The 18,834-nt window shown below is 62.9% G+C and carries 18 protein-coding genes; 2 read left to right on the top strand and 16 right to left on the bottom strand.

The annotated features are described in order from the left end of the window. Position 1 precedes the first annotated feature (1 nt). The 14 genes from B0T39_RS04950 to cmk form a co-directional block, all read right to left on the bottom strand. A complete protein-coding gene (locus B0T39_RS04950; protein WP_081545078.1) occupies positions 2 to 3,544 on the bottom strand; it encodes a hypothetical protein in 3,543 nt (1,180 codons plus the stop codon). Next, the gene (locus B0T39_RS04945; protein ID WP_081545077.1) at positions 3,541 to 4,230 is read right to left on the bottom strand and encodes a hypothetical protein; all 690 of its coding nucleotides are present in this window, start codon (positions 4,228 to 4,230) and stop codon (positions 3,541 to 3,543) included. Before B0T39_RS04945 ends, B0T39_RS04950 begins: the two co-directional genes overlap by 4 nt. A gap of 93 nt (positions 4,231 to 4,323) precedes the next feature. Continuing rightward, the gene (locus B0T39_RS04940) at positions 4,324 to 5,025 is read right to left on the bottom strand and encodes a hypothetical protein (protein ID WP_081545076.1); all 702 of its coding nucleotides are present in this window, start codon (positions 5,023 to 5,025) and stop codon (positions 4,324 to 4,326) included. A 427-nt stretch (positions 5,026 to 5,452) separates the two neighbouring features. Beyond that, a complete protein-coding gene (locus tag B0T39_RS26455; RefSeq protein ID WP_368651270.1) occupies positions 5,453 to 5,659 on the bottom strand; it encodes a hypothetical protein in 207 nt (68 codons plus the stop codon). A gap of 133 nt (positions 5,660 to 5,792) precedes the next feature. After that, on the bottom strand, positions 5,793 to 6,788 hold the full coding sequence (gene rfaD / locus B0T39_RS04930) for an ADP-glyceromanno-heptose 6-epimerase (protein WP_081545075.1): 996 nt from the start codon (positions 6,786 to 6,788) through the stop codon (positions 5,793 to 5,795). Between the two features lie 55 nt (positions 6,789 to 6,843). Further along, positions 6,844 to 7,422 (bottom strand): DUF924 family protein, encoded by a 579-nt coding sequence (locus B0T39_RS04925; RefSeq protein WP_081545074.1) that lies wholly within the window; start codon positions 7,420 to 7,422, stop codon positions 6,844 to 6,846. Positions 7,423 to 7,458: 36 nt separating this feature from the next. Next, positions 7,459 to 8,421, bottom strand: coding sequence for a D-glycero-beta-D-manno-heptose-7-phosphate kinase (rfaE1, locus tag B0T39_RS04920; protein ID WP_081545073.1), 963 nt, complete (start codon positions 8,419 to 8,421; stop codon positions 7,459 to 7,461). An 8-nt stretch (positions 8,422 to 8,429) separates the two neighbouring features. Beyond that, the gene (locus tag B0T39_RS04915) at positions 8,430 to 9,749 is read right to left on the bottom strand and encodes a UDP-glucose dehydrogenase family protein (protein WP_081545072.1); all 1,320 of its coding nucleotides are present in this window, start codon (positions 9,747 to 9,749) and stop codon (positions 8,430 to 8,432) included. 3 nt (positions 9,750 to 9,752) lie between these two features. Continuing rightward, the gene (pyrF, locus tag B0T39_RS04910) at positions 9,753 to 10,490 is read right to left on the bottom strand and encodes an orotidine-5'-phosphate decarboxylase (protein ID WP_081545071.1); all 738 of its coding nucleotides are present in this window, start codon (positions 10,488 to 10,490) and stop codon (positions 9,753 to 9,755) included. Between the two features lie 95 nt (positions 10,491 to 10,585). Beyond that, positions 10,586 to 11,746: a lipopolysaccharide assembly protein LapB gene (gene lapB / locus B0T39_RS04905; protein WP_176219483.1), complete on the bottom strand. Its 1,161-nt coding sequence runs from the start codon at positions 11,744 to 11,746 to the stop codon at positions 10,586 to 10,588. A gap of 120 nt (positions 11,747 to 11,866) precedes the next feature. Continuing rightward, positions 11,867 to 12,160, bottom strand: a complete 294-nt coding sequence (locus tag B0T39_RS04900) for a LapA family protein (protein WP_019104285.1) — start codon at positions 12,158 to 12,160, stop codon at positions 11,867 to 11,869. 143 nt (positions 12,161 to 12,303) lie between these two features. Then, a complete protein-coding gene (locus B0T39_RS04895) occupies positions 12,304 to 12,618 on the bottom strand; it encodes an integration host factor subunit beta (RefSeq protein ID WP_019104286.1) in 315 nt (104 codons plus the stop codon). A 7-nt stretch (positions 12,619 to 12,625) separates the two neighbouring features. After that, positions 12,626 to 14,317 carry a 30S ribosomal protein S1 gene (rpsA, locus tag B0T39_RS04890; protein ID WP_141111089.1) on the bottom strand — a complete coding sequence of 564 codons (1,692 nt, stop codon included), beginning with the start codon at positions 14,315 to 14,317 and terminating at the stop codon, positions 12,626 to 12,628. 92 nt (positions 14,318 to 14,409) lie between these two features. Then, the gene (cmk, locus tag B0T39_RS04885) at positions 14,410 to 15,078 is read right to left on the bottom strand and encodes a (d)CMP kinase (protein ID WP_081545068.1); all 669 of its coding nucleotides are present in this window, start codon (positions 15,076 to 15,078) and stop codon (positions 14,410 to 14,412) included. A 230-nt stretch (positions 15,079 to 15,308) separates the two neighbouring features. On the opposite strand from cmk, the gene aroA reads away from it, so the two are divergent. Next, on the top strand, positions 15,309 to 16,601 hold the full coding sequence (gene aroA, locus B0T39_RS04880) for a 3-phosphoshikimate 1-carboxyvinyltransferase (RefSeq protein WP_081545067.1): 1,293 nt from the start codon (positions 15,309 to 15,311) through the stop codon (positions 16,599 to 16,601). Between the two features lie 118 nt (positions 16,602 to 16,719). Next, on the top strand, positions 16,720 to 17,139 hold the full coding sequence (locus B0T39_RS04875) for a nucleoside triphosphate pyrophosphohydrolase family protein (protein ID WP_081545066.1): 420 nt from the start codon (positions 16,720 to 16,722) through the stop codon (positions 17,137 to 17,139). A gap of 183 nt (positions 17,140 to 17,322) precedes the next feature. Here the strand turns inward: B0T39_RS04875 and B0T39_RS04870 are convergent, their stop codons facing one another. Beyond that, on the bottom strand, positions 17,323 to 17,955 hold the full coding sequence (locus tag B0T39_RS04870; protein WP_081545065.1) for a class I SAM-dependent methyltransferase: 633 nt from the start codon (positions 17,953 to 17,955) through the stop codon (positions 17,323 to 17,325). Positions 17,956 to 18,099: 144 nt separating this feature from the next. Then, the gene (locus B0T39_RS04865) at positions 18,100 to 18,729 is read right to left on the bottom strand and encodes a LysE family translocator (protein WP_081545064.1); all 630 of its coding nucleotides are present in this window, start codon (positions 18,727 to 18,729) and stop codon (positions 18,100 to 18,102) included. Positions 18,730 to 18,834: the final 105 nt, after the last annotated feature.

Raw genomic sequence — 18,834 nt, 5'->3', positions numbered from 1 at the left:
TTCAAGATTGAGACAGGTGGGTAAGCGCCGTCGGATCGGCATCGGGGGCGGCGGCGGGAGACGGTTGGTCCTGATTGTAAATCGCGTACCATCCCAGGCCGGTGGGCGTCTCCGCATCGGGGTTGCCGAACAGAAAGAACGAGGTGGCGCCGTTGGGCGGAATGCGCAGCAAGCCGAGGAACTTGAGCGCGATCTCGTTGAGCAGCAAGAGATAGCCTTTCTGCTCGGCGTTGTACAAGAGCCGGATCGCGCCGATGGACAGCTTGATCACGGTTTGCAGGCTGAACAGCTCGCCGCCCGGCCCCGCGCCCGGCAGGGCCATGCCGACATGAGCCTGGTAACCGGCGTCGCCGTCGGCCGCGCCGCTATCGTCGGCCCAGGCCAGCAACAAGGTGGTGTTGAGATTGACCTTGGACGCCAGCGCGCCCAGGGTGCCCAGGTTGACCCGCAGCGACAGGCCGTGCCAGGCGCGTTCGGCCACGCCTTGCAGGCCATAGCTGGTCGCCACCGCCAAAAACCCCTTGGCCGCCGGCGTGCTGTCGGCCGCGCCGGACAAGAGGCCGTTCAATTCCAGCTGGAAATCGCGATACAGACCCTGCGCTCGCGAGCGGCTGGCCGCCGGATTGAAGGACAGCTCGTTTTCCAGCATGGCGATCACGGTGGGCCCGCTGTCCGGACCGCTCAGCGGGAAGGCGATGCGCAGGCCCAGGCCGCTGAAACGCAAGCCTTGGCCGGCCACGGGCTCATCACCGTCGGCGCCGAAGGAAAACAGATCGAAAGGCGGCAGTTCCCCCGCCTCGTCCTTGAGCACGGCGAACTGCATGAAACCGGACATGTTCAGCCAGGACACCGCGCTGCCGCCAGCGCCTTCGTCACGCGTGGACAAGGCCGCCGTGGCGATCTCCACACTGGTGAGCACATTGTTGCGCAGCTTGAACAAGGCCGGCTGGGCGGAGGACAAGGAGTACACCGGCGCGCCGCCGTTGGTCTGGAAACCGCCTTCCAGCAACACGGCGTTGTAGATATTGGCCTGTCCCTGATCCTCGACCATGCGGTCCACCCGGCTGCCGAACAATTGATTCAGCACCACTTGGGCCACGCTTTCAAAACGCTGCACCGCGGTATTCTGAAACAAAGCCTTCAAGGTCAGCAGGCGGAATTCATAGGTGGCGTCCGCGTCCTGCGGCGGAATCGCATGCGCCTGCGGCTCGTCCTCGTAGTCCGGATCCAGGTAGTAGATCAGCCCGAACAAAGAGCTGGAGTCGGTCTGGGTCACGGTCTTGCCGTCGATCTGGCTCAGTTCGATGCCGATATGATGGGCGGCGAAGGCTTCTGGCTGAGTCACCCCCGCCAACAAACCCAGCAACTCCGCCGGCACTTTCTCAATATCCACCCTCAGCAGCAAAACACCCTGCCAGTTAGGATCCCGGATGATGCGGCAGAAGTTCTGGAAATAGGGGTTGTCCTGCTGGCTCAGCGCGCTGGCGAAGTATGCGCTCAGCCAATCGGCCAGCGGGGTCAACTGCGACGCGTCCGGCATTCCATCCGGCCCCAGCGGCGCGGCGAACAGATTCTTCTGCGTCCATTGCGTCGGCCGGGTCACCAGCTCCAGCAGGCTGCCGGGCACGCCCTTGACCACCATTACATTGCGATAGTCGCCGTAGCGGTTGCCCTTGCCCATCGCAGCCTTGAAGCGCCAGCGATCGATCTCCAGCTGGTTGTAGAAGCGCGACGGGCTGGCCGGCGGATCCTCAGGCATCACGCCGCTGGCCTCAACGCCCAACTGGAGGGGATTGGCCACCGGCAGAAACAGGTTGTCGGTCTGAAACGCCGCCTGCAAGGCGCTGGACGGCGCGGTAAACCCCAGCTGCCACTGCGGCTGCCCGCCCGTCATGATCTGGGCCAACAGCAGACGGCTCCAGCCCCGCTCCGCGACGCGGGCGATGAAGCCTGCCGGCGTGGCCGCGTTATAGCCGGCGACGTTGCGCGCCAAGTCCAGGCCCAGGCTGGCGCGCGCCGAGCGCGACGCCTGGGCGGAGGCGGCGTTGATGCGATTGCGCCGAGTGGGACTGACGATCTGGCTCTCCAGCAACTCCATCTGGCCGGCCAGCAAGTCCTGGTCGCCGGCCCCGGAACGAAACGCCGCGAACGGCAGCAAGGGGAAGCTCAGTTCCCCGCTGTTGGGCAAGGCCAAGCCGGGGTCTTTGGGTTGCAGCAGATCGCCGCCGTCCGCTTTGGCGGCGTCCGGCAGGCCGAACAGATCGGCGCCCTTGGGCGCGGCCGCGTAGTGAGCGCTGGCGCCCTCGCCCTTGGCCGTCACCGTGCACCATGAGGTGCGGAAGTCCCGATTCAGCAACAAGGCCAACGGGTCCAATGGCGGCCCCACCGGCGAGCTGGGCTCCAGGGGGAAAACCGGCGCATAGGCCGGCTGCCCGCCGCTGGCGCGCAAATACGCGCCGCCGCTGACAAAGCCGATGTTCTCCGAACCGGACAGGCCGGCCAGCAATTGCTGCGGCTGGCCGTCGTCCACGCCCTCCACCCTCAGCTCGAAATCCCCCACCGGCGCAAAGCTGTAACCCAGGTACAGCGGCGTCCTGCCGGAGCCGGGATTGACCACCAGGCCCGCCGGCCGCCCCGCCGCCGCGTCCAGCACCGGACGCAGAGCCACCGTCATGCCGTAGACGGTGCGGTAGTAAGACACCAGATCCAGGCTGGCCCCGGCGGCGAACCAAAATACGGTGGGCGTCGCCGGCAAGGCATTGTTGGGATTGACCGGGTTGAATTGCGCGGTGAAAGCGAACAGGTCGGTGGGATTAGGCTCGCCGCCGTTCACCAGCGGCAGATAAGCGCTCAAGTCCTTCACCGGCTGGTCCGAGCCGGCGCGGTTCGCCGCCGGATTGGGCACCAGCAATTGGAAGCCGCAGGCGAAGTTGCGCGCCAAAGCCAGGCGTGCGGTCTTGAAGCCAAACCTCCAACTACCCAGCGCCGCGCCGGCAAACGCCAGGCTGGCGCTGTAATCGTCCTGATACAAAGCCGGCGCCATGCCGCCGCTCAAGGTGGCCGCCGGCGAGCTGCGGCCGGTCAGCGTCAGCGCATCGCCGGACTCGGCCACGGTCAGCGCCGCGCCGGAGGCGATGGCGACGCCGATGCCGGCGCCGCCGGTCAGGCTCAAGTCCAGTCCATTGCTGGTGCGCCAGCCGCCACCGGAAGCGGAGAAGGACAAGACCCACCCCTTTTCCTTCGCCTCCGGTGCCTGCTCAGCCCGCGGCAACCACAGCAAGGCGCGGCCGCCGATAATGGTGAGCAAAACCGCATCCAGCGCCGCGACGAAGGCGGCGGCCTTGTCGCCGCTCAGATCCGGCGCGGCGGCGCAGTAGACAAAGCTGCCGGCCAAATCCGCATTCTCCAACGCCTCCGTCAAGGGCACCGGGCCGGCCGGCGCCTGCGCGCCGGCGGCCAGCAGCCAGGCCCACCAGCCGGCGCCGTCCTGGTTTGCCTGATCGATATACAGCCGGCTACCCGCCAGGCGCTCGAATGCGATCATGTCTTTTCTCCTTGATAAGCGCCTATCGTGAACGTCGTCGTCGCGGCCAGCGAGGTACGCCCCTGCGGCAGCGCCTGCATGAAATAGCCGACCGCATAACTGGTGTTGATAGTCAGTTTCAGGCCATCCATCGCCAGGTAGCCGGAGTCGTCGTCGCGCGGCACCGGCAGGCTGCGGATAGGATCGCCGCTGTAAGGCACGGTGGAGCCCTGCCAGATGCCCACCCAGTTGCCGGCGGCTTTCGGCTGATAAGCCGTCAGCACCTTGTACTTGAGTTGCAATACATTGCTGTCCACGTACACCGTCTGCAGCGACACGCTGTCATAGGTCCAGGCCTGCGGATTGTCCTGCTCGCCGGCGGGCAAGTAGACGCTGGAACACACCGCCTGCGGCGCGCCCGCCACCGCGTAGGCGATGACATAGCCCTTGAGCTCGTAATCAAAATTCAGCACGCGGGTGGAAGTGGAACTATCGCTCAGCAAAGCGGCCTGCCCGGCCGGCGCCTTGTCCCACGGCACCTGATTCGCGCTGCTCTCCCAGGCGTACAAGCGGTTGTCGAAGGTCTGCGGCTGATTGGCGGTATTGGTGATGTAGTTGGCCAGCACGCCGTCCGGCATCGGCACGCCCACCACGGTGACGAAGACCTGGCGGCCGCCGTCATTGCTCAGCAGCAGCAAATTCGACATGGGGCCCTGAACGGTGGTTAATCGGGAAAAGCCGCCATCGGCCAGCGCGCTCCGGACATCCCACGCGCGCCGGCCGCTTCAAGCGCGGGCGGTTCAGGCCTTGCCGACGGTGAAGGTGGAAGTGGCGGCCAGCGAGGTGCGGCCGGACACCTGATCCACCATGAAGTAGCCGATCGAATAGGTGGTATTGATGGTCAGTTTGACGTTGCTGAAAATCACGCTGCCGCTGTCGCCGCCCTGGGTGACGCTGACTTTCTTCAGCGGATCGCCGCTATAAGGCACGGTGGAACCCTGCCACAGCCCCAACCAGTTTTTATTGCTCACCGCGTCGTAAGATTGCAGCACTTGGTATTGCGCCTGCACCAGGTTGGTGCCGACATAGAGCGTTTTTACCGAATTGTTGGCGTACTGCCAGTCCTGCGGACTATCCAGCGAGCCTTGCGGCACATAAATGGTGGAGCACACCGCGTTGGGCGTGGCGGCCACGGCGTAACCCAGGATGTAGCCCTTGTCCTCAAAGGCGAAATCGACGAATTGGGTGCTGGTGGAGCTGTCGGTGTCGATGGCGGTGTCGCCCGTCGGCGACTTGGCCCAAGGCACGATATTGCTGGTGCTTTCCCATACATAAATATGATTGCCGAATTTCTTCGGCTGGTTGGCGGTATTGGTCACGTAATTGACAATCGCGCCGGTTGCCGCAGGCACGCCGACAAAATGGATGGTCACGGTGGAGCCATCGTTTGCGGTCAGCAGCAGCTTGGTTTCAGCGTCCTTGAGATCTTTGAGATCGCCCATGGTTTTCGACTTTCTACGATGCAAGGCAGCCGATGCGGCGCTTGCGATTGATCGGAACCTTAAGAGCCTGTCGCGTGCCTGCTGTGTTTGGCGAAATCTCCGGCGATGAACGCGCCTCGTCTTACTGCGGCTCACCGGGCTTTGAACAGGTTCTTAGCTCGCGGCCTGCCCGTGATCCGTTCTCGGCGAGCAGGCCTGCTTCTTTAGATAGCACTCGGCTCCGGCCATCTCAAAAATTAATTTATTTGTCATTCTCGGGATTTTTGGTCTATAACTAAGCTGTTCTTGGTTTATCCATTAGTGATGAAAATATTAAAATTTAAGCAAAATCATTGACTTGAAAATAACCAAATCAACAAAACCTTGCCAGCCGCCGCCCAAAACAAAACAGCCGCCCGTCAAAAATGACAGGCGGCTGTTTATATATTTAAGCTCGATCAAAACAAATTAGGCGACAACGGTCTTGCACCGGGCAACACGCGGCCCGGCTCAAGCTTGCCGCAACAACTCCGGAAAATACCAGGCGCCGGACGCGCTCAAGTCGCTTGCCCCCCCCAACGACCAAGAGCGGGCAGGGATCGTCGATGTGATAGCCGGTCTCCTCCCGGCCTTCGCGGCGAACAGCATCTGCCAGGCTTTCGCCGTTCTCGATCTCGCCTCCCGGCGCGACCCGTATTCGACCTGTCTCGCCGGCGGGCAGGGGAATAACAGCACCCTGCCCGCCGGATCCAGCATCAACAGCCGCGCCGCCTGCCGGACCCGCAGCGTCATTGCTTGATCAGCCAGTCCACATAACGGTCCACGCCCTGCTCGACGCTAAACAGTTCGGCGTCGTAGCCGGCGCTGCGCAGCTTGCCGATGTCCGCCTGGGTAAAGCTCTGATACTTGCCCTTGAGCGCGTCGGGAAAATCCACGTATTCGACAATGCCCTGAGCCGCCATCTCGTCCAGGCTCAGCGCCGGCTGGCCGTCATGGCGACGGCAGGCGTTGACGGTGGCCACGGCAACGTCGTTGAACGGCTGCGAGCGCCCGGAGCCCAGGTTGAAGATGCCGCTCTTTTCCGGGTGGTCCAGGAAGTAGAGGTTGATCTTGGCCACGTCCTCCACCGACACGAAATCGCGGCTCTGCATGCCATTGCCCCAACCGTCCCAGCCGCCGAACAGCTTGACCTTGCCATGCTCGCGGTACTGGTTGAAATGGTGGAAGGCCACCGAGGCCATGCGGCCCTTGTGCTGCTCACGCGGGCCGTAGACGTTGAAATAACGGAAACCCACCGCCTGCGCGCTCAAGCCTTCCTTCATGCGTTGGCGCAGCACTTGGTCGAACAGAAATTTGGAGTAACCGTAGACATTGAGCGGGCCTTCGTACTGGCGCTCCTCCTTGAACACGGTGCCCTTGCCGTAAGTGGCCGCGCTGGAGGCGTAGAGGAACTGGATTTCCTCGTGCTGACAGTAGTCGAACAAGGCCAGCGTGTACTGATAGTTGTTGTCCATCATGTACTTGCCGTCGTGGTTCATGGTGTCGGAACACGCGCCCTGGTGCAGGATGGCGGACAGCTCGCCCTCGAACTCGCCTTCCAGCAGCAAGGCCAGGAAGTCGTGCTTGTCCATATAGTGGGCGATTTCGCAATCCACCAGATTGCGGAACTTGTCGCCGCTGGACAGATTGTCCACGGCGATGATGTCGGTGACGCCGCGCTCGTTCAACGCCTTGACCAGGTTGGAACCAATAAAACCGGCGGCGCCGGTGACGACGATAGTCATGTTTTGCCTTTCCGCCGCCGGCCATCGCCGACGGCGCGAGAATATTGCTGCGCGTTTAAAAACCGGCGCCGGGCTCGGCTAGATAGGCTAGCTCTTCCGGCGTGCTAGTGCGGGCCAGCGCGGCGTTGCGATGCGGGAAGCGTCCGAAGCGGACGATCACGTCCCGGTGGCGGTGCGCGTAATCGATAAAACTCGCCATGGCCGCGTCCTCGGCCATGGTTTCAAACAAGCGCACGGCTTCGTCCTGATCCGCCAGCGACTCGCTGTGCTCGAACGGCAGATAGACGAAGGTGCGGGCGAGATGCGGCAGTTGCCGGTCGAGGCCGCGCGCCACCATCTCGCGCGCCAGCGCCAGCGCCTGGCCGTCGGTGGCGAAGGCCTCGGCCGAGCCGCGGAACAGATTGCGCGGGAATTGATCGGTCAGAATCAGCCAGGCCAAACCGCGGCGAGCGTCGCCGGCCTCCGCCGGCAATTCCCCGGCGCGCGCCTGTCGCCACGCGTCCAGGAAGCGTTCGCGGATAATGCCGTCGAACACTTCATCCTTCTTGAACCAGGCGCTGCGCGGCACCGACAGGAAACTGTCGTCGCCGCCGCCAAACCAGAACGCCAAGATGGCATCGGTATAGTGCTGCATGTGTTCTCCTTCAGGATCCAGCCTGACTGGACGGGATCACACGGCGAAAAGTTCGCGCTGGCTGCACACCGCGGTGCCCAGCTTACCCACCACCACGCCGGCGGCGGCGTTGGCGAGACTCATCGCCACCGGCAGCGGCTGGCCGGCGGCCAGCCCCAGGCCCAGCGTGCCGATCACGGTGTCGCCGGCGCCGGACACATCGTAAACCTCGCGCGCGAAGGTGGGCTGATGCACCACGCCCTCGTCGCGGAACAAGGTCATGCCCTCCTCGCTGCGCGTTACCAGCAAGGCGTCCAGCGACAAGGCCGCGCGCAGGGCCTGCGCCTTGGCGGTCAACTCGCTCTCCGACGCCCAGCGGCCGGCCACCTGGCGGAATTCGCTGCGGTTCGGCGTCAGCAGCGTGGCGCCTGCGTATTTGCTGTAGTCGTCGCCCTTGGGGTCGATCAACACCGGTTTGCCGGCCTGGCGCGCCAGCTCAATCATCTTACTGACGTGAGTCAGGCCGCCCTTGCCGTAGTCTGACAGAATCACCACATCGTGGCTGGTCAGGATCTGCTGGTACTCTTCCAGCTTGCCCGCCAGAATCTCGTGACTGGGCGCGTCCTCGAAATCAAGGCGGATCAGCTGTTGCTGCCTTGCCACCACGCGCAACTTGATGGTGGTGGCGATGCTGGGATCGCGCTTCAGCGAGGTGGCGATGCCGTCCGCCGCCAGCAGACGCTCCAGCGCCGAGGCCGCCTCGTCGTCGCCCACCACCGACAACAGGGTGGCTTGGCCGCCCAAGCCCGCAATATTGCGCGCCACGTTGGCGGCGCCGCCGGCTCGCTCTTCAATGCGCTCGATCTTGGCCACCGGCACCGGCGCTTCCGGCGAAATTCGGGTGGCGTCGCCAAACCAATAACGGTCCAGCATCACATCGCCCACCACCAGGACTTTCGCTTGCGCCAGTTCGGCGGCCAGTTTGGAGCTGTCCAGCCCCAGGTCTTGCATCAGGCCCATGACAATCCTCAGCGGCCGATCGCGAAGTAATCGAAGCCCTGCTCGCGCATCCAGGCCGGATCGTACATATTGCGGCCGTCGAACACCAAGGGCTGCTTCAGCGCCCGCTTGACGGCATCCAGGTCCGGCGCGCGGAACATCTTCCATTCGGTGACGATCAACAAGGCGTCCGCCTGCTGCAGCGCCGCCATCATGTCGCCGGCGAAGCTCAGACCGGAGATGTCGCCCATCACGCGCTGCGCTTCGTGGGTGGCCACCGGGTCGAAGGCAACCACTTCCGCGCCGCGGCGGCTCAGTTCCGCGGCGATTACGCGGCTGGGCGCTTCGCGCATATCGTCGGTGTTGGGCTTGAAGGCCAGGCCCCACATCGCGAAACGGCGGCCGGACAGGTCTTGGCCAAAACGCACCAGCACCTTGTCCACCAAGCGCAGCTTCTGGCAATCGTTGGCCTCTTCCACCGCGGTCAGCACCCGCAGTTCGTGGCCGTTTTCCTTGGCGGTCTGCACCAGGGCCTTGACGTCCTTGGGGAAGCAAGAGCCGCCGTAGCCCACGCCCGGATACAGGAAGTGGTAGCCGATGCGCGGATCGGAGCCCATTCCCAGCCGCACCTGCTCGATGTCGGCGCCCAGGCTCTCGGCCAGATTGGCCAGCTCGTTCATAAAGGAGATGCGCGTCGCCAGCATGGCGTTGGCCGCGTACTTGGTCAGTTCGGCGGAGCGCACATCCATCAGCAACACGCGTTCGTGATTGCGCTGGAACGGCGCGTACAGCCGGCGCATCATCGCCGCCGCGCGTTCGTCGTCTACGCCGATCACCACGCGGTCCGGACGCATGAAGTCGTCTATGGCCGCGCCTTCCTTCAGGAACTCCGGGTTGGACACCACGCTGAACTCCAGCGCTTCGCCGCGCTCGGCCAGGGTTTCCGCCACCGCGGCCTTGACCAGGTCCGCGGTGCCCACCGGTACGGTGGACTTGTCGACGATGACTTTGTAGTCCGTCATGTGACGGCCGATATTGCGCGCGGCGGCCAGCACGTATTGCAAGTCCGCGGAACCATCCTCGTCCGGCGGGGTGCCGACGGCGATGAACTGCACGTCGCCGAAGGCCACCGACTCGGCAATGTCGGTGGTGAAACTGAGCCGGCCGGCGGCGACGTTGCGCCGCACCATGTCTTCAAGGCCAGGTTCGAAAATCGGAATGCCGCCCTGCTTCAGGATGGCGATCTTATTGGGATCCACGTCCAGGCAGCACACGTGATAGCCGGTTTCCGCCAGACACGTGCCGGTCACCAAACCGACATACCCCGTACCGATAACTGTGATTTTCATATTTTATTGAGCCTGATAGTGCTGAATGTCTTGATTGATGGCGCGCAACACGGCCAGCGGATCGGCGGCGCGGGTGATGGGCCGGCCTATCACAAGATAGTCGGAACCCGCCGCCAACGCGGTCGTCGGGGTCATCACCCGGCGCTGATCGTCGGCTACGCTGTCCGCCAGGCGAATGCCCGGCGTCACCAGTTTGAAGTCGCTGCCCAGCGCGGCTTTCAGCTCTCCGGCTTCTTGAGCCGAGCACACCACGCCGTCCAGGCCGCAGTCGCGGGTCAGCGTCGCCAGCCGCAACACATGCTCTTGCGGGGAGGCGGCGATGCCGATTTCGGCCAGATCGGCGGCTTCCATGCTGGTCAGCACCGTCACCGCGATCAGCAGCGGCCGTTGGCTGTACGGCGCCAGCGCTTCGCGCGCCGCTTCCATCATGCGGCGGCCGCCGGAGGCGTGCACATTGACCATCCAGACGCCGGCTTCCGCCGCCGCCTTGCAGGCATGGGCCACGGTGTTGGGAATATCATGGAACTTCAAATCCAGGAACACCTGAAACCCCCTGGCCACCAGGCTCTCCACCAGGCTGCGGCCGGAGGACGTGAACAACTCCTTGCCTACCTTGAGCCGGCACTCGCTCGGGTCCAGCCGGCTGGCGAAGCGCAAGGCGCTATCCGCGTCGGCAAAGTCCAGGGCCACGAGCACGGGCGAAGTCGGCCGAACCGCGTCGGCTGCTATCAAAGGGTTCATGCTTGCTCCATTCTTGCCGCCGGAAGCTGCCGGCGGCCTGTATTCAAATCAGCGCAGCCGCTCAGGGCGGCTGCTTAATCTTAAGCTCTGTTCTATTACTGCGATTCCGTCCGGTTGGCGGTAAAGCCCTCCCACTCGCCGCAGGCCGGGCAATGCCAGAAGAAGGCGCGCGAGCGAAAGTTGCAGCATTTGCAGCGATGCACGCTCAGACGCTGCGCGTGCTTGAGCACCAGCGCGCGCGCCACTTCCGCGTCCATCCGCCCTTCCGGGCTCAATTCGTCCATCTGCGCCTCGATCAGCCGGTACACGCCGGAGAGGCTGGGGCGGGCGTGCACACCCTCTCGCGCCACTTCCAGCGCTTTTTCCTCGCCTTCGTAGGTGGCGATCTTCTGATACAGCAGATCGGTCAGTTCCAGTTGCGGGAAGGTTTTCTGATAGCCGCGCAGCAGCGCGATGCCTTCCAGCGGCTTGTCCATTCCCTCGTAAGCGTCGAACAAGCGCTCGGCGGCCATCGACAGGTATTCGTAGTTCTGTTTCTCGATGTTCTGCCAGGCCGCGATCGCCGCTTCCACATGGCCTCCGGCGAACTCGATGTCGCCCAGGATCAGGCTGGCGCGCACGCACTTGCGGTTGGCGGCGAATGCTTCTTCCACATAGTGGCGCGCTTGTTCGCTATTGGATTTGTACAGTTCGCCCTGAGCCAGCTCGCAATAGAACTGCGCCACTTCATGCTGGAAGGAGTGCGCGTCGCTGCGCAACTCCTTGGCGGTGGCGATGGCCTTGTGCCAATCGCGGTCCTGCTGGTAGATGTCCAGCAGCTGGCGCCGCGCCGCCAGGCCCATATTGCCGTCCTGCAGCTTGATCAATATTTCTTCCGCCCGGTCCACCAGGCCCGCTTTACGGAAATCCTGGGCCAGTTCGAAGCGCACCGCGTCGCGGTGCTCGGCCGGGAGATCCGGCGCGTCCAGCATGCGCTGATGCAGGCGGATGGCGCGGTCGTTCTCGCCGCGCTTGCGATACAGTTTGCCCAAGGTGTGCTGCAACTCCAGCGCCGACCCTTGCTGGCGAGCCACTTCGGCCAAGGCCGAGGCGGCGATATCGGTCTTGTCCTCCACCAGCGCGTCCAGGCCGCGGAAAAAGCCGGTCGGCACTGCTTTCGCCTGTTTCAGCACCGTGCGCATGTCCACTCGCGCGGCAAACCAACCCAGGCCGAAAAAGGCCGGAAACAATAGCAACCACCACAAATCCAGTTCCAACAGCAATCCTTTCCGGACAAACAACAACAGCCGCTCCCGGGCGGCATCATCAAGAACGGCGGATGGAATCACAGCGGCGCCTAAACGCGGCGCCGGCTCGCTCCGCCGCTCGCGCTAGGCTTAATCGGCGATCGCGTCGCTGGGGTCGCTAATCACCTTGCTGGCGGGGGGGCGGTTGCGTAATTCTTTTTTCAATTGAGAAAGCTCTTTCCGGCTGCGCAGATAATAGCCGAGCGTGGCGAGCAGACCCACCAGGGCGCCAACCACGAAAAACAACAGCAGAAACACGATCAGCGGCGCGGACCACGACTGGCCGAAGAACAATTTGAATTCAACCGCATGGCTGTTTTGCACGGTGACCGCGATCAGGAATACCAACAGGGCCAATTCAACGATACGAAGCAGGTAACGCATGATCTCGCTCGATTTGTTTGCCGGAGTGCAAGTTTAAACGATAGCCCGGCGCAACCCAAGCTGGAATTCTGGAATTTCCGCCGCGCAAAGAAAAAGCGCCGCAAAAAGCGGCGCTTCGGATTCGCTAGACAGGGCTCATACGCCTAGGCTTCGCTCTGCTCCAACAGGGACAGGTCGACGCGTTCGCGTAATTCTTTGCCCGCCTTGAAATGCGGCACATATTTCTCAGGAACCGAGACGCTGGTGCCCGACTTGGGGTTGCGGCCAATCCGCGGCGGACGGTAGTTCAAATCGAAACTGCCGAAACCGCGGATTTCAATCCGGTTTCCCTGCGCCAGGTTATTGGCCATCGCATCCAAAATGGTTTTGACGGCCAACTCAGCGTCTTTGTAGACCAACTGAGAATTGCGCTCGGCGAGTCGTTCCGACAGCCTAGCGATCAGCTCAGATTTGGTCATGTCTCAATTACTCGTTGGAGCCGGACAGTTTTGCCTTCAGCAGGGCACCCAGATTGGTGGTGCCAGCGGAAGCGCTGTCAACAGACAGGCTCTTCAGAGCAACGTTGTCTTCCTGAGCGTCTTTAGCCTTGATGGACAGGCTGATATTGCGGGACTTGCGGTCCACGGCAATGATCACGGCTTCCAATTCCTCGCCGTCCTTCAGAACGGAGCGAGCGTCTTCCACGCGGTCGCGGGACAGTTCGGAAGCGCGCAGGTAGCCTTCAACATCGGTGTCCAGAGTCACGACGGCGCCTTTGGCGTCAACGGACTTCACGGTGCCCTTAACCAGAGCGCCTTTGTCGTTCATCGCAACGAAGTTGTTGAACGGATCGCCTTCCATCTGCTTGATGCCCAGGGAGATGCGTTCTTTTTCAACGTCGATGGACAGAACAACGGCTTCAACCTCGTCGCCCTTCTTGAACTTGCGCACAGCTTCTTCGCCGGCTTCGTTCCAAGACAGGTCGGACAGGTGAACCAGGCCGTCGATGCCGCCCGGCAGGCCAACGAACACGCCGAAGTCGGTGATGGACTTGATCGCGCCCTTCAGCTTGTCGCCTTTGTGGAAGTTGTCGGCAAACTCGTTCCACGGGTTGGCCAGGCACTGCTTCATGCCCAGGGAGATACGACGACGGTCTTCGTCGATTTCCAGGATCATGACTTCCACTTCGTCGCCAACCTGAACAACCTTGGACGGGTGTACGTTCTTGTTGGTCCAGTCCATTTCGGACACGTGCACCAGGCCTTCGATGCCTTGTTCGATTTCCACGAACGCGCCGTAGTCGGTCAGGTTGGTCACCTTGCCGAACAGACGGGTGCCGGACGGGTAGCGGCGGGACAGGCCCACCCACGGATCTTCGCCCAGTTGCTTCAGACCCAGGGATACGCGGTTCTTCTCTTGGTCGAACTTCAGTACCTTGGCTTCCACTTCGTCGCCCACGGCCAGAACTTCGGACGGGTGCTTCACGCGGCGCCATGCCAGGTCGGTGATGTGCAGCAGACCATCGATGCCGCCCAGGTCAACGAACGCACCGTAGTCGGTGATGTTCTTGACGATACCCTTGATGATGGCGCCCTCTTTCAGGGTTTCCAGCAGAGCTTTGCGCTCTTCGCCCAGGGTTTCTTCCAGCACGGAGCGACGGGACACAACCACGTTGTTGCGCTTGCGATCCAGCTTGATGACCTTGAATTCGATCTGTTTGTTTTCGTACGGGGTGGTGTCTTTCACCGGACGCACGTCAACCAGGGAACCCGGCAGGAAGGCGCGGATGCCGTTGACCATAACGGTCAGGCCGCCTTTGACCTTGCCGCTGATCAGACCGGACAGGATCTTGCCGGTTTCCAGAGCCTCTTCCAGCTCCACCCAAGCGGCCAGGCGCTTGGCTTTTTCGCGGGACAGCTTGGTTTCACCAAAGCCGTTTTCCAGCGCGTCGATGGCAACGGTCACGAAGTCGCCGATGGCCACTTCGACCACGCCTTGGTCGTTCTTGAATTCTTCAGCCGGAATCAGGGACTCGGACTTGAGGCCTGCGTTCACGGTTACAAAGTTGGAATCAACTGCCACCACTTCGGCAGTGATCACCTCGCCCACGCGCATGTCGTGAAGGGTCAGGCTTTCCTCAAACAGCTGAGCGAAGTTTTCCATGGAGAGGGTAGTCATCAAGCGTACTCTCGGTGCGCGCCTTGCGGCGTGCGGGTTAGGGTTGCACAACCGGATTTATTGCTTTGCAGCATTTTCACCCGACAAAAAAATCATAGGCCGGAGACCTGTCTTTCCTCGAACCAACGCAGAACCTGTGCGACCGCCTGGTCGATGGTCAGCTCCGTGGTGTCGAGCAAAAAGGCGTCCGGCTCCTGGCGCAGCGGCGCTACCGGCCGGGCGGCATCGCGCGCGTCCCGATCGATAATGTCCTGCAGAATCCGTGGGAGGTTAGCAGAATCTCCCTTGCCGATCAACTGCTTATAGCGGCGATCGGCTCGCTCTTCGGCGCTGGCGGTCAAAAACACCTTCAAAGCGGCGGCGGGAAACACCACTGAACCCATGTCGCGGCCGTCCGTCACCAGGCCGGGTAATTGGCAGAAATCGCGCTGACGCTGCAACAGCGCGGCGCGCACCGCCGGCAGCGCGCCCACCTTGGACGCGCCGATGCCGATTTCCTCGCTGCGGATCGCCGCGCTGGCGTCGTTGTTCTCCAGCCACACCGCCCCGTCGGCGAACTCCACCGGCAGCCCGGAGGCGGCCGCGGCCAGGCCCGGCTCGTCGTCCCAGCCTATATTGTGGCGCTGCGCGAACAAGGCCAGCAGGCGATAGAGCGAGCCCGAATCCAGATAATGAAAACCCAGCCGCGCGGCGACCAGGGCGGCGACGGTGCCCTTGCCCGAAGCGGACGGGCCGTCGATGGCGATGACAGGTGCGGTCATGTACAGACAATGTCCTTGCAGAAATTCGCGCCGGCCGCCTCGACGGGCAACCGGCCAAACCGGCGATTTTATCTCAAGCCGCGGGCCGGCACAGCAAGATTCTACGGCTTGCGCCGCGCCGCCGCGCCGCAACGCGGGGTTTGCGCAAAGACCTTGCTGGCGGTTACATTGTCCGACGGGCGCCTCGGCGCCCTCCGCCAATCCCAAAGAACACAAGATCCCGAACCGCCATGGAACAACTGCACCTCGCCCCCGTCCGACGCCTGTCCGGCGCCATCAAGCTGCCCGGCTCCAAAAGCATCTCCAACCGCACTCTGCTGCTGGCCGCGCTGGGCAGCGGCAGCACCCTGGTGCGGGACCTGCTGGATTCGGACGACATCCGTCACATGCTGGCGGCTCTGAAGCTGCTGGGGGTTGAGATTGAGCAAATAGGCGACAGCCGCGATTTCCGCGTGCAGGGCGTGGACGGAGAATTTCCGGTCAAAAGCGCGGACCTGTTCCTCGGCAACGCCGGCACCGCTTTCCGCCCGCTGACCGCCGCGCTGGCGCTGATGCAGGGCGATTACCAACTCAGCGGCGTGCCGCGCATGCACGAGCGGCCGATCGGCGATCTGGTGGACGCGCTGCGCGTGGCCGGCGCCCAAATCCAATACCAGGGCCAGCCCGGCTACCCGCCGCTGACTGTCGCTCCGGCGCGGCTGGAAGCCGGCCGCCCGATCCCGGTCAAGGGCAATGTGTCCAGCCAGTTCCTCACCGCCTTGCTGATGGCGCTGCCGCTGACCGGCGAAACCGCGGTCATCGAAGTCAGCGGCGAGCTGATCTCCAAGCCTTATATCGAAATCACCCTCAACCTGATGGCGCGCTTCGGCGTGCGGGTTGAGCGCGACGGCTGGCGGCGCTTCACCATCCCCGGCGGTCAGACTTACATTTCTCCGGGCGAAGTTCACGTGGAAGGCGACGCTTCCAGCGCGTCCTACTTCCTCGCCGCCGGCGCGCTGGCGGGCGGCCCGGTACGAGTGGAGGGCGTGGGCGCGGACAGCATACAGGGCGACGTCAAGTTCGCCGACGCGCTGCGTTTGATGGGCGCGGACGTCCGCATGGGCCCCAACTGGATAGAGGCCAGCGCCAGCCTCCCGCTCAAGGCGATAGACGCCGACTTCAACCACATTCCGGACGCGGCGATGACCTTGGCGGTGACGGCGCTGGCCGCCGACGGCACCAGCACGCTGCGCAATATCGAGAGCTGGCGCGTCAAGGAAACCGACCGCCTGAGCGCGATGGCCGCCGAGCTGCGCAAAGTGGGCGCCGTGGTGGAGGAAGGCCAGGACTACATCCGCATCACCCCGCCTTCCACCTTGACGCCGAACGCCGAAATCGACACTTACGACGATCACCGCATGGCGATGTGCTTCTCGCTGATTTCGCTGCTGGGCGCCCCCGTGACCATCAACGATCCCAAGTGCGTGGCCAAGACTTTCCCCGACTATTTTGACGCGCTGGCCGCGCTGCGCGGCCAGGAGTAAACGCCGCCGCGCCCTGACCCAGCCCCGCCCCGGCGGGGCTTTATTTTGTTCGTCGCTTGCATCCCGCCCACCCATAAAACACAATATATGGATTATAAATACACAAAGAACCCACATCATGGAAAACTTCTTCACTCTTCGCCGCCACTTCATGAGCCAGTTCGACATTCCCAGCCCGCAGCGGCCGCAATGGCAGCCGCAACAATTGGCGATGTGGGAAACCATGCTGGGCGAAGAACTGGCGGAATTCCAGCAGGCGCTGGCCGATTACAAACGCCAGGACGGCGACGAAACGGAACGAGCGCGGCGAATGGCGGAACTGCTGGCTGAAGGCGTGGACGTACTCAATGTGCTCAGCGGCCTGTTGATGTCGCAAGGCCTGCCGCTGGAGGACATGACGCGGGAAATCCACGCCGCCAATATGCGTAAATGCGTGGACGGCAAGATTGTGCGCCGCGAAGACGGCAAGGTACTGAAGCCGGCCGGCTGGCAGCCGGCCGACAAGGAGGGGGTGATACGCCGGGCGCTGGAGTCCTGAGAACCTGTTCAAAGTCTGCTGCGCTTCAGCGGTACGGCGTTGAAAACGACTTCAGAATGCTCATGTACCACCTGTACATTCCGCTTCTTCAGCCGTTTCCGCCTTGTCTCGCCCTTGCTCGCGAGACTTTGAACAGGCTCTAAGAGCCTGTTTACGATCTGCTGCGCGTCGGCGATGTGGCGCTCAATGATCCCGCCGCGCAAACAGCCTGGCAATGCCATGGTAATGCGGCTGGCCATGGCCGACGTCCAAGGCATACTCCTCCTGATAGGCCAGCAGGCTCAACGTCGAGAATTGACCGCGCAACTCTCCCGGCTGGTAGTAATGCTTGACGTAGGAGGCCGTCTCGCTGGCCACCCGGCCCCCGGCGTCGCAGCCCGGATCATCAACCATGAACACCGACACGAACAGATAACCGCCCGGCTCCAACGCGGCGGACATCTGACGCGCCAGCGCCTCGCCCTCGTCCATGCCCAGGTGATCCAGCGAAGTATTTGCGACGATCAAGCGATAGCGCGCTGGCTCTAGTTCCAGGCCAGCCAGGTCCGCCACCCTGCCGCTCACGTTCAGCCTGCGCTCGTCCGCCGCCTCGCCCAGGCTCGCGATCGCCTCCGCGGAGCCGTCCACCGCCGTCATCGCGAAACCCCGCTGAGCCAGATACAAGGCGTTGCGGCCCTGGCCACAGCCCAGATCCAGGCCGGCTCCGCCGCCCGCCACATGATATTTTTCCAGATACTGGACCAAGGACGGAGACGGTTTGTCCCCGTAAAAAGACGTGCTCGAACGATACACGCCGTCAAATCCCGCTGCTGTCATGATGATGCCCCCGTCTCGGCTGCCCGCCTACGACCTACCCCGGCCCGGGTGCGCCCCAGGATACCTGTACGATAGGCCACCTACCCTTTTGGACAGCATAGACAATGTCTGCAGCAAGAACATCCCTATCGATTTAGCTATTCATCAAATCATTTGCGGCAGCGCGTGCAAGGACTGCGCCGGCAGCATTTCCAGCAGCAGCCAGATCGCGGTTCCCGCCAGCATTGCCGCCATGCCGCAATTGAAAACCCGCAACCGGCGCGGCGACGCCAGGAAACGGCGCGCAGCCACGCCGGAGCCCGCCCACAAGGCAATGCACGGCAGACCGATAACGAAAGTCAGCGCCGCGAACAGCAGACCGGCGTGCCAGGCATTCATCTTGGCCGGCAGAAACACCATCGCGATATTGAAACCCATCAGCCAGACTTTGGGATTCAACCAGTTGAACAGCACCCCACCCCAAAAGCCCATGGGCGCGCCGCCGGCTTCTCCGCTAGCAGGCCCGGAGCGCGCCATGCCCCAGGACAGCCACAGCAGATACAGGCAGCCGGCCATCGCCAGATAAAGCTGCACCGAGGCGATGACGGCGATCAAGCCGCCCAGAAACACCGTCAACAAGCCCACCTGCACCGACAGGCCCAGCGACATGCCCAGCAAGGCCGGTACCGTGCGGGAAAAGCCATGATTGACCCCGGACGAGGCCAACACCAGATTGTTAGGCCCCGGCGTGATCGACATCACCAACAGATAAGTCACCAACGCAACAAAGTTCATTACGGCTCCAAGCCATAACCGGCAGCCGGACAATCCGGACGCGGTTTGTTTTCAATGGTGGCCATGATAACGCCTGGCCCACGATGAATACAGATTCAGAAAAAT

The sequence above is a fragment of the Chromobacterium haemolyticum genome, assembly GCF_002081825.1.
Classification (GTDB): Bacteria; Pseudomonadota; Gammaproteobacteria; order Burkholderiales; family Chromobacteriaceae; genus Chromobacterium; species Chromobacterium fluminis.
Note: the sequence above shows the minus strand (reverse complement) of the source record. Positions and strands in the feature narration are given on the sequence as shown.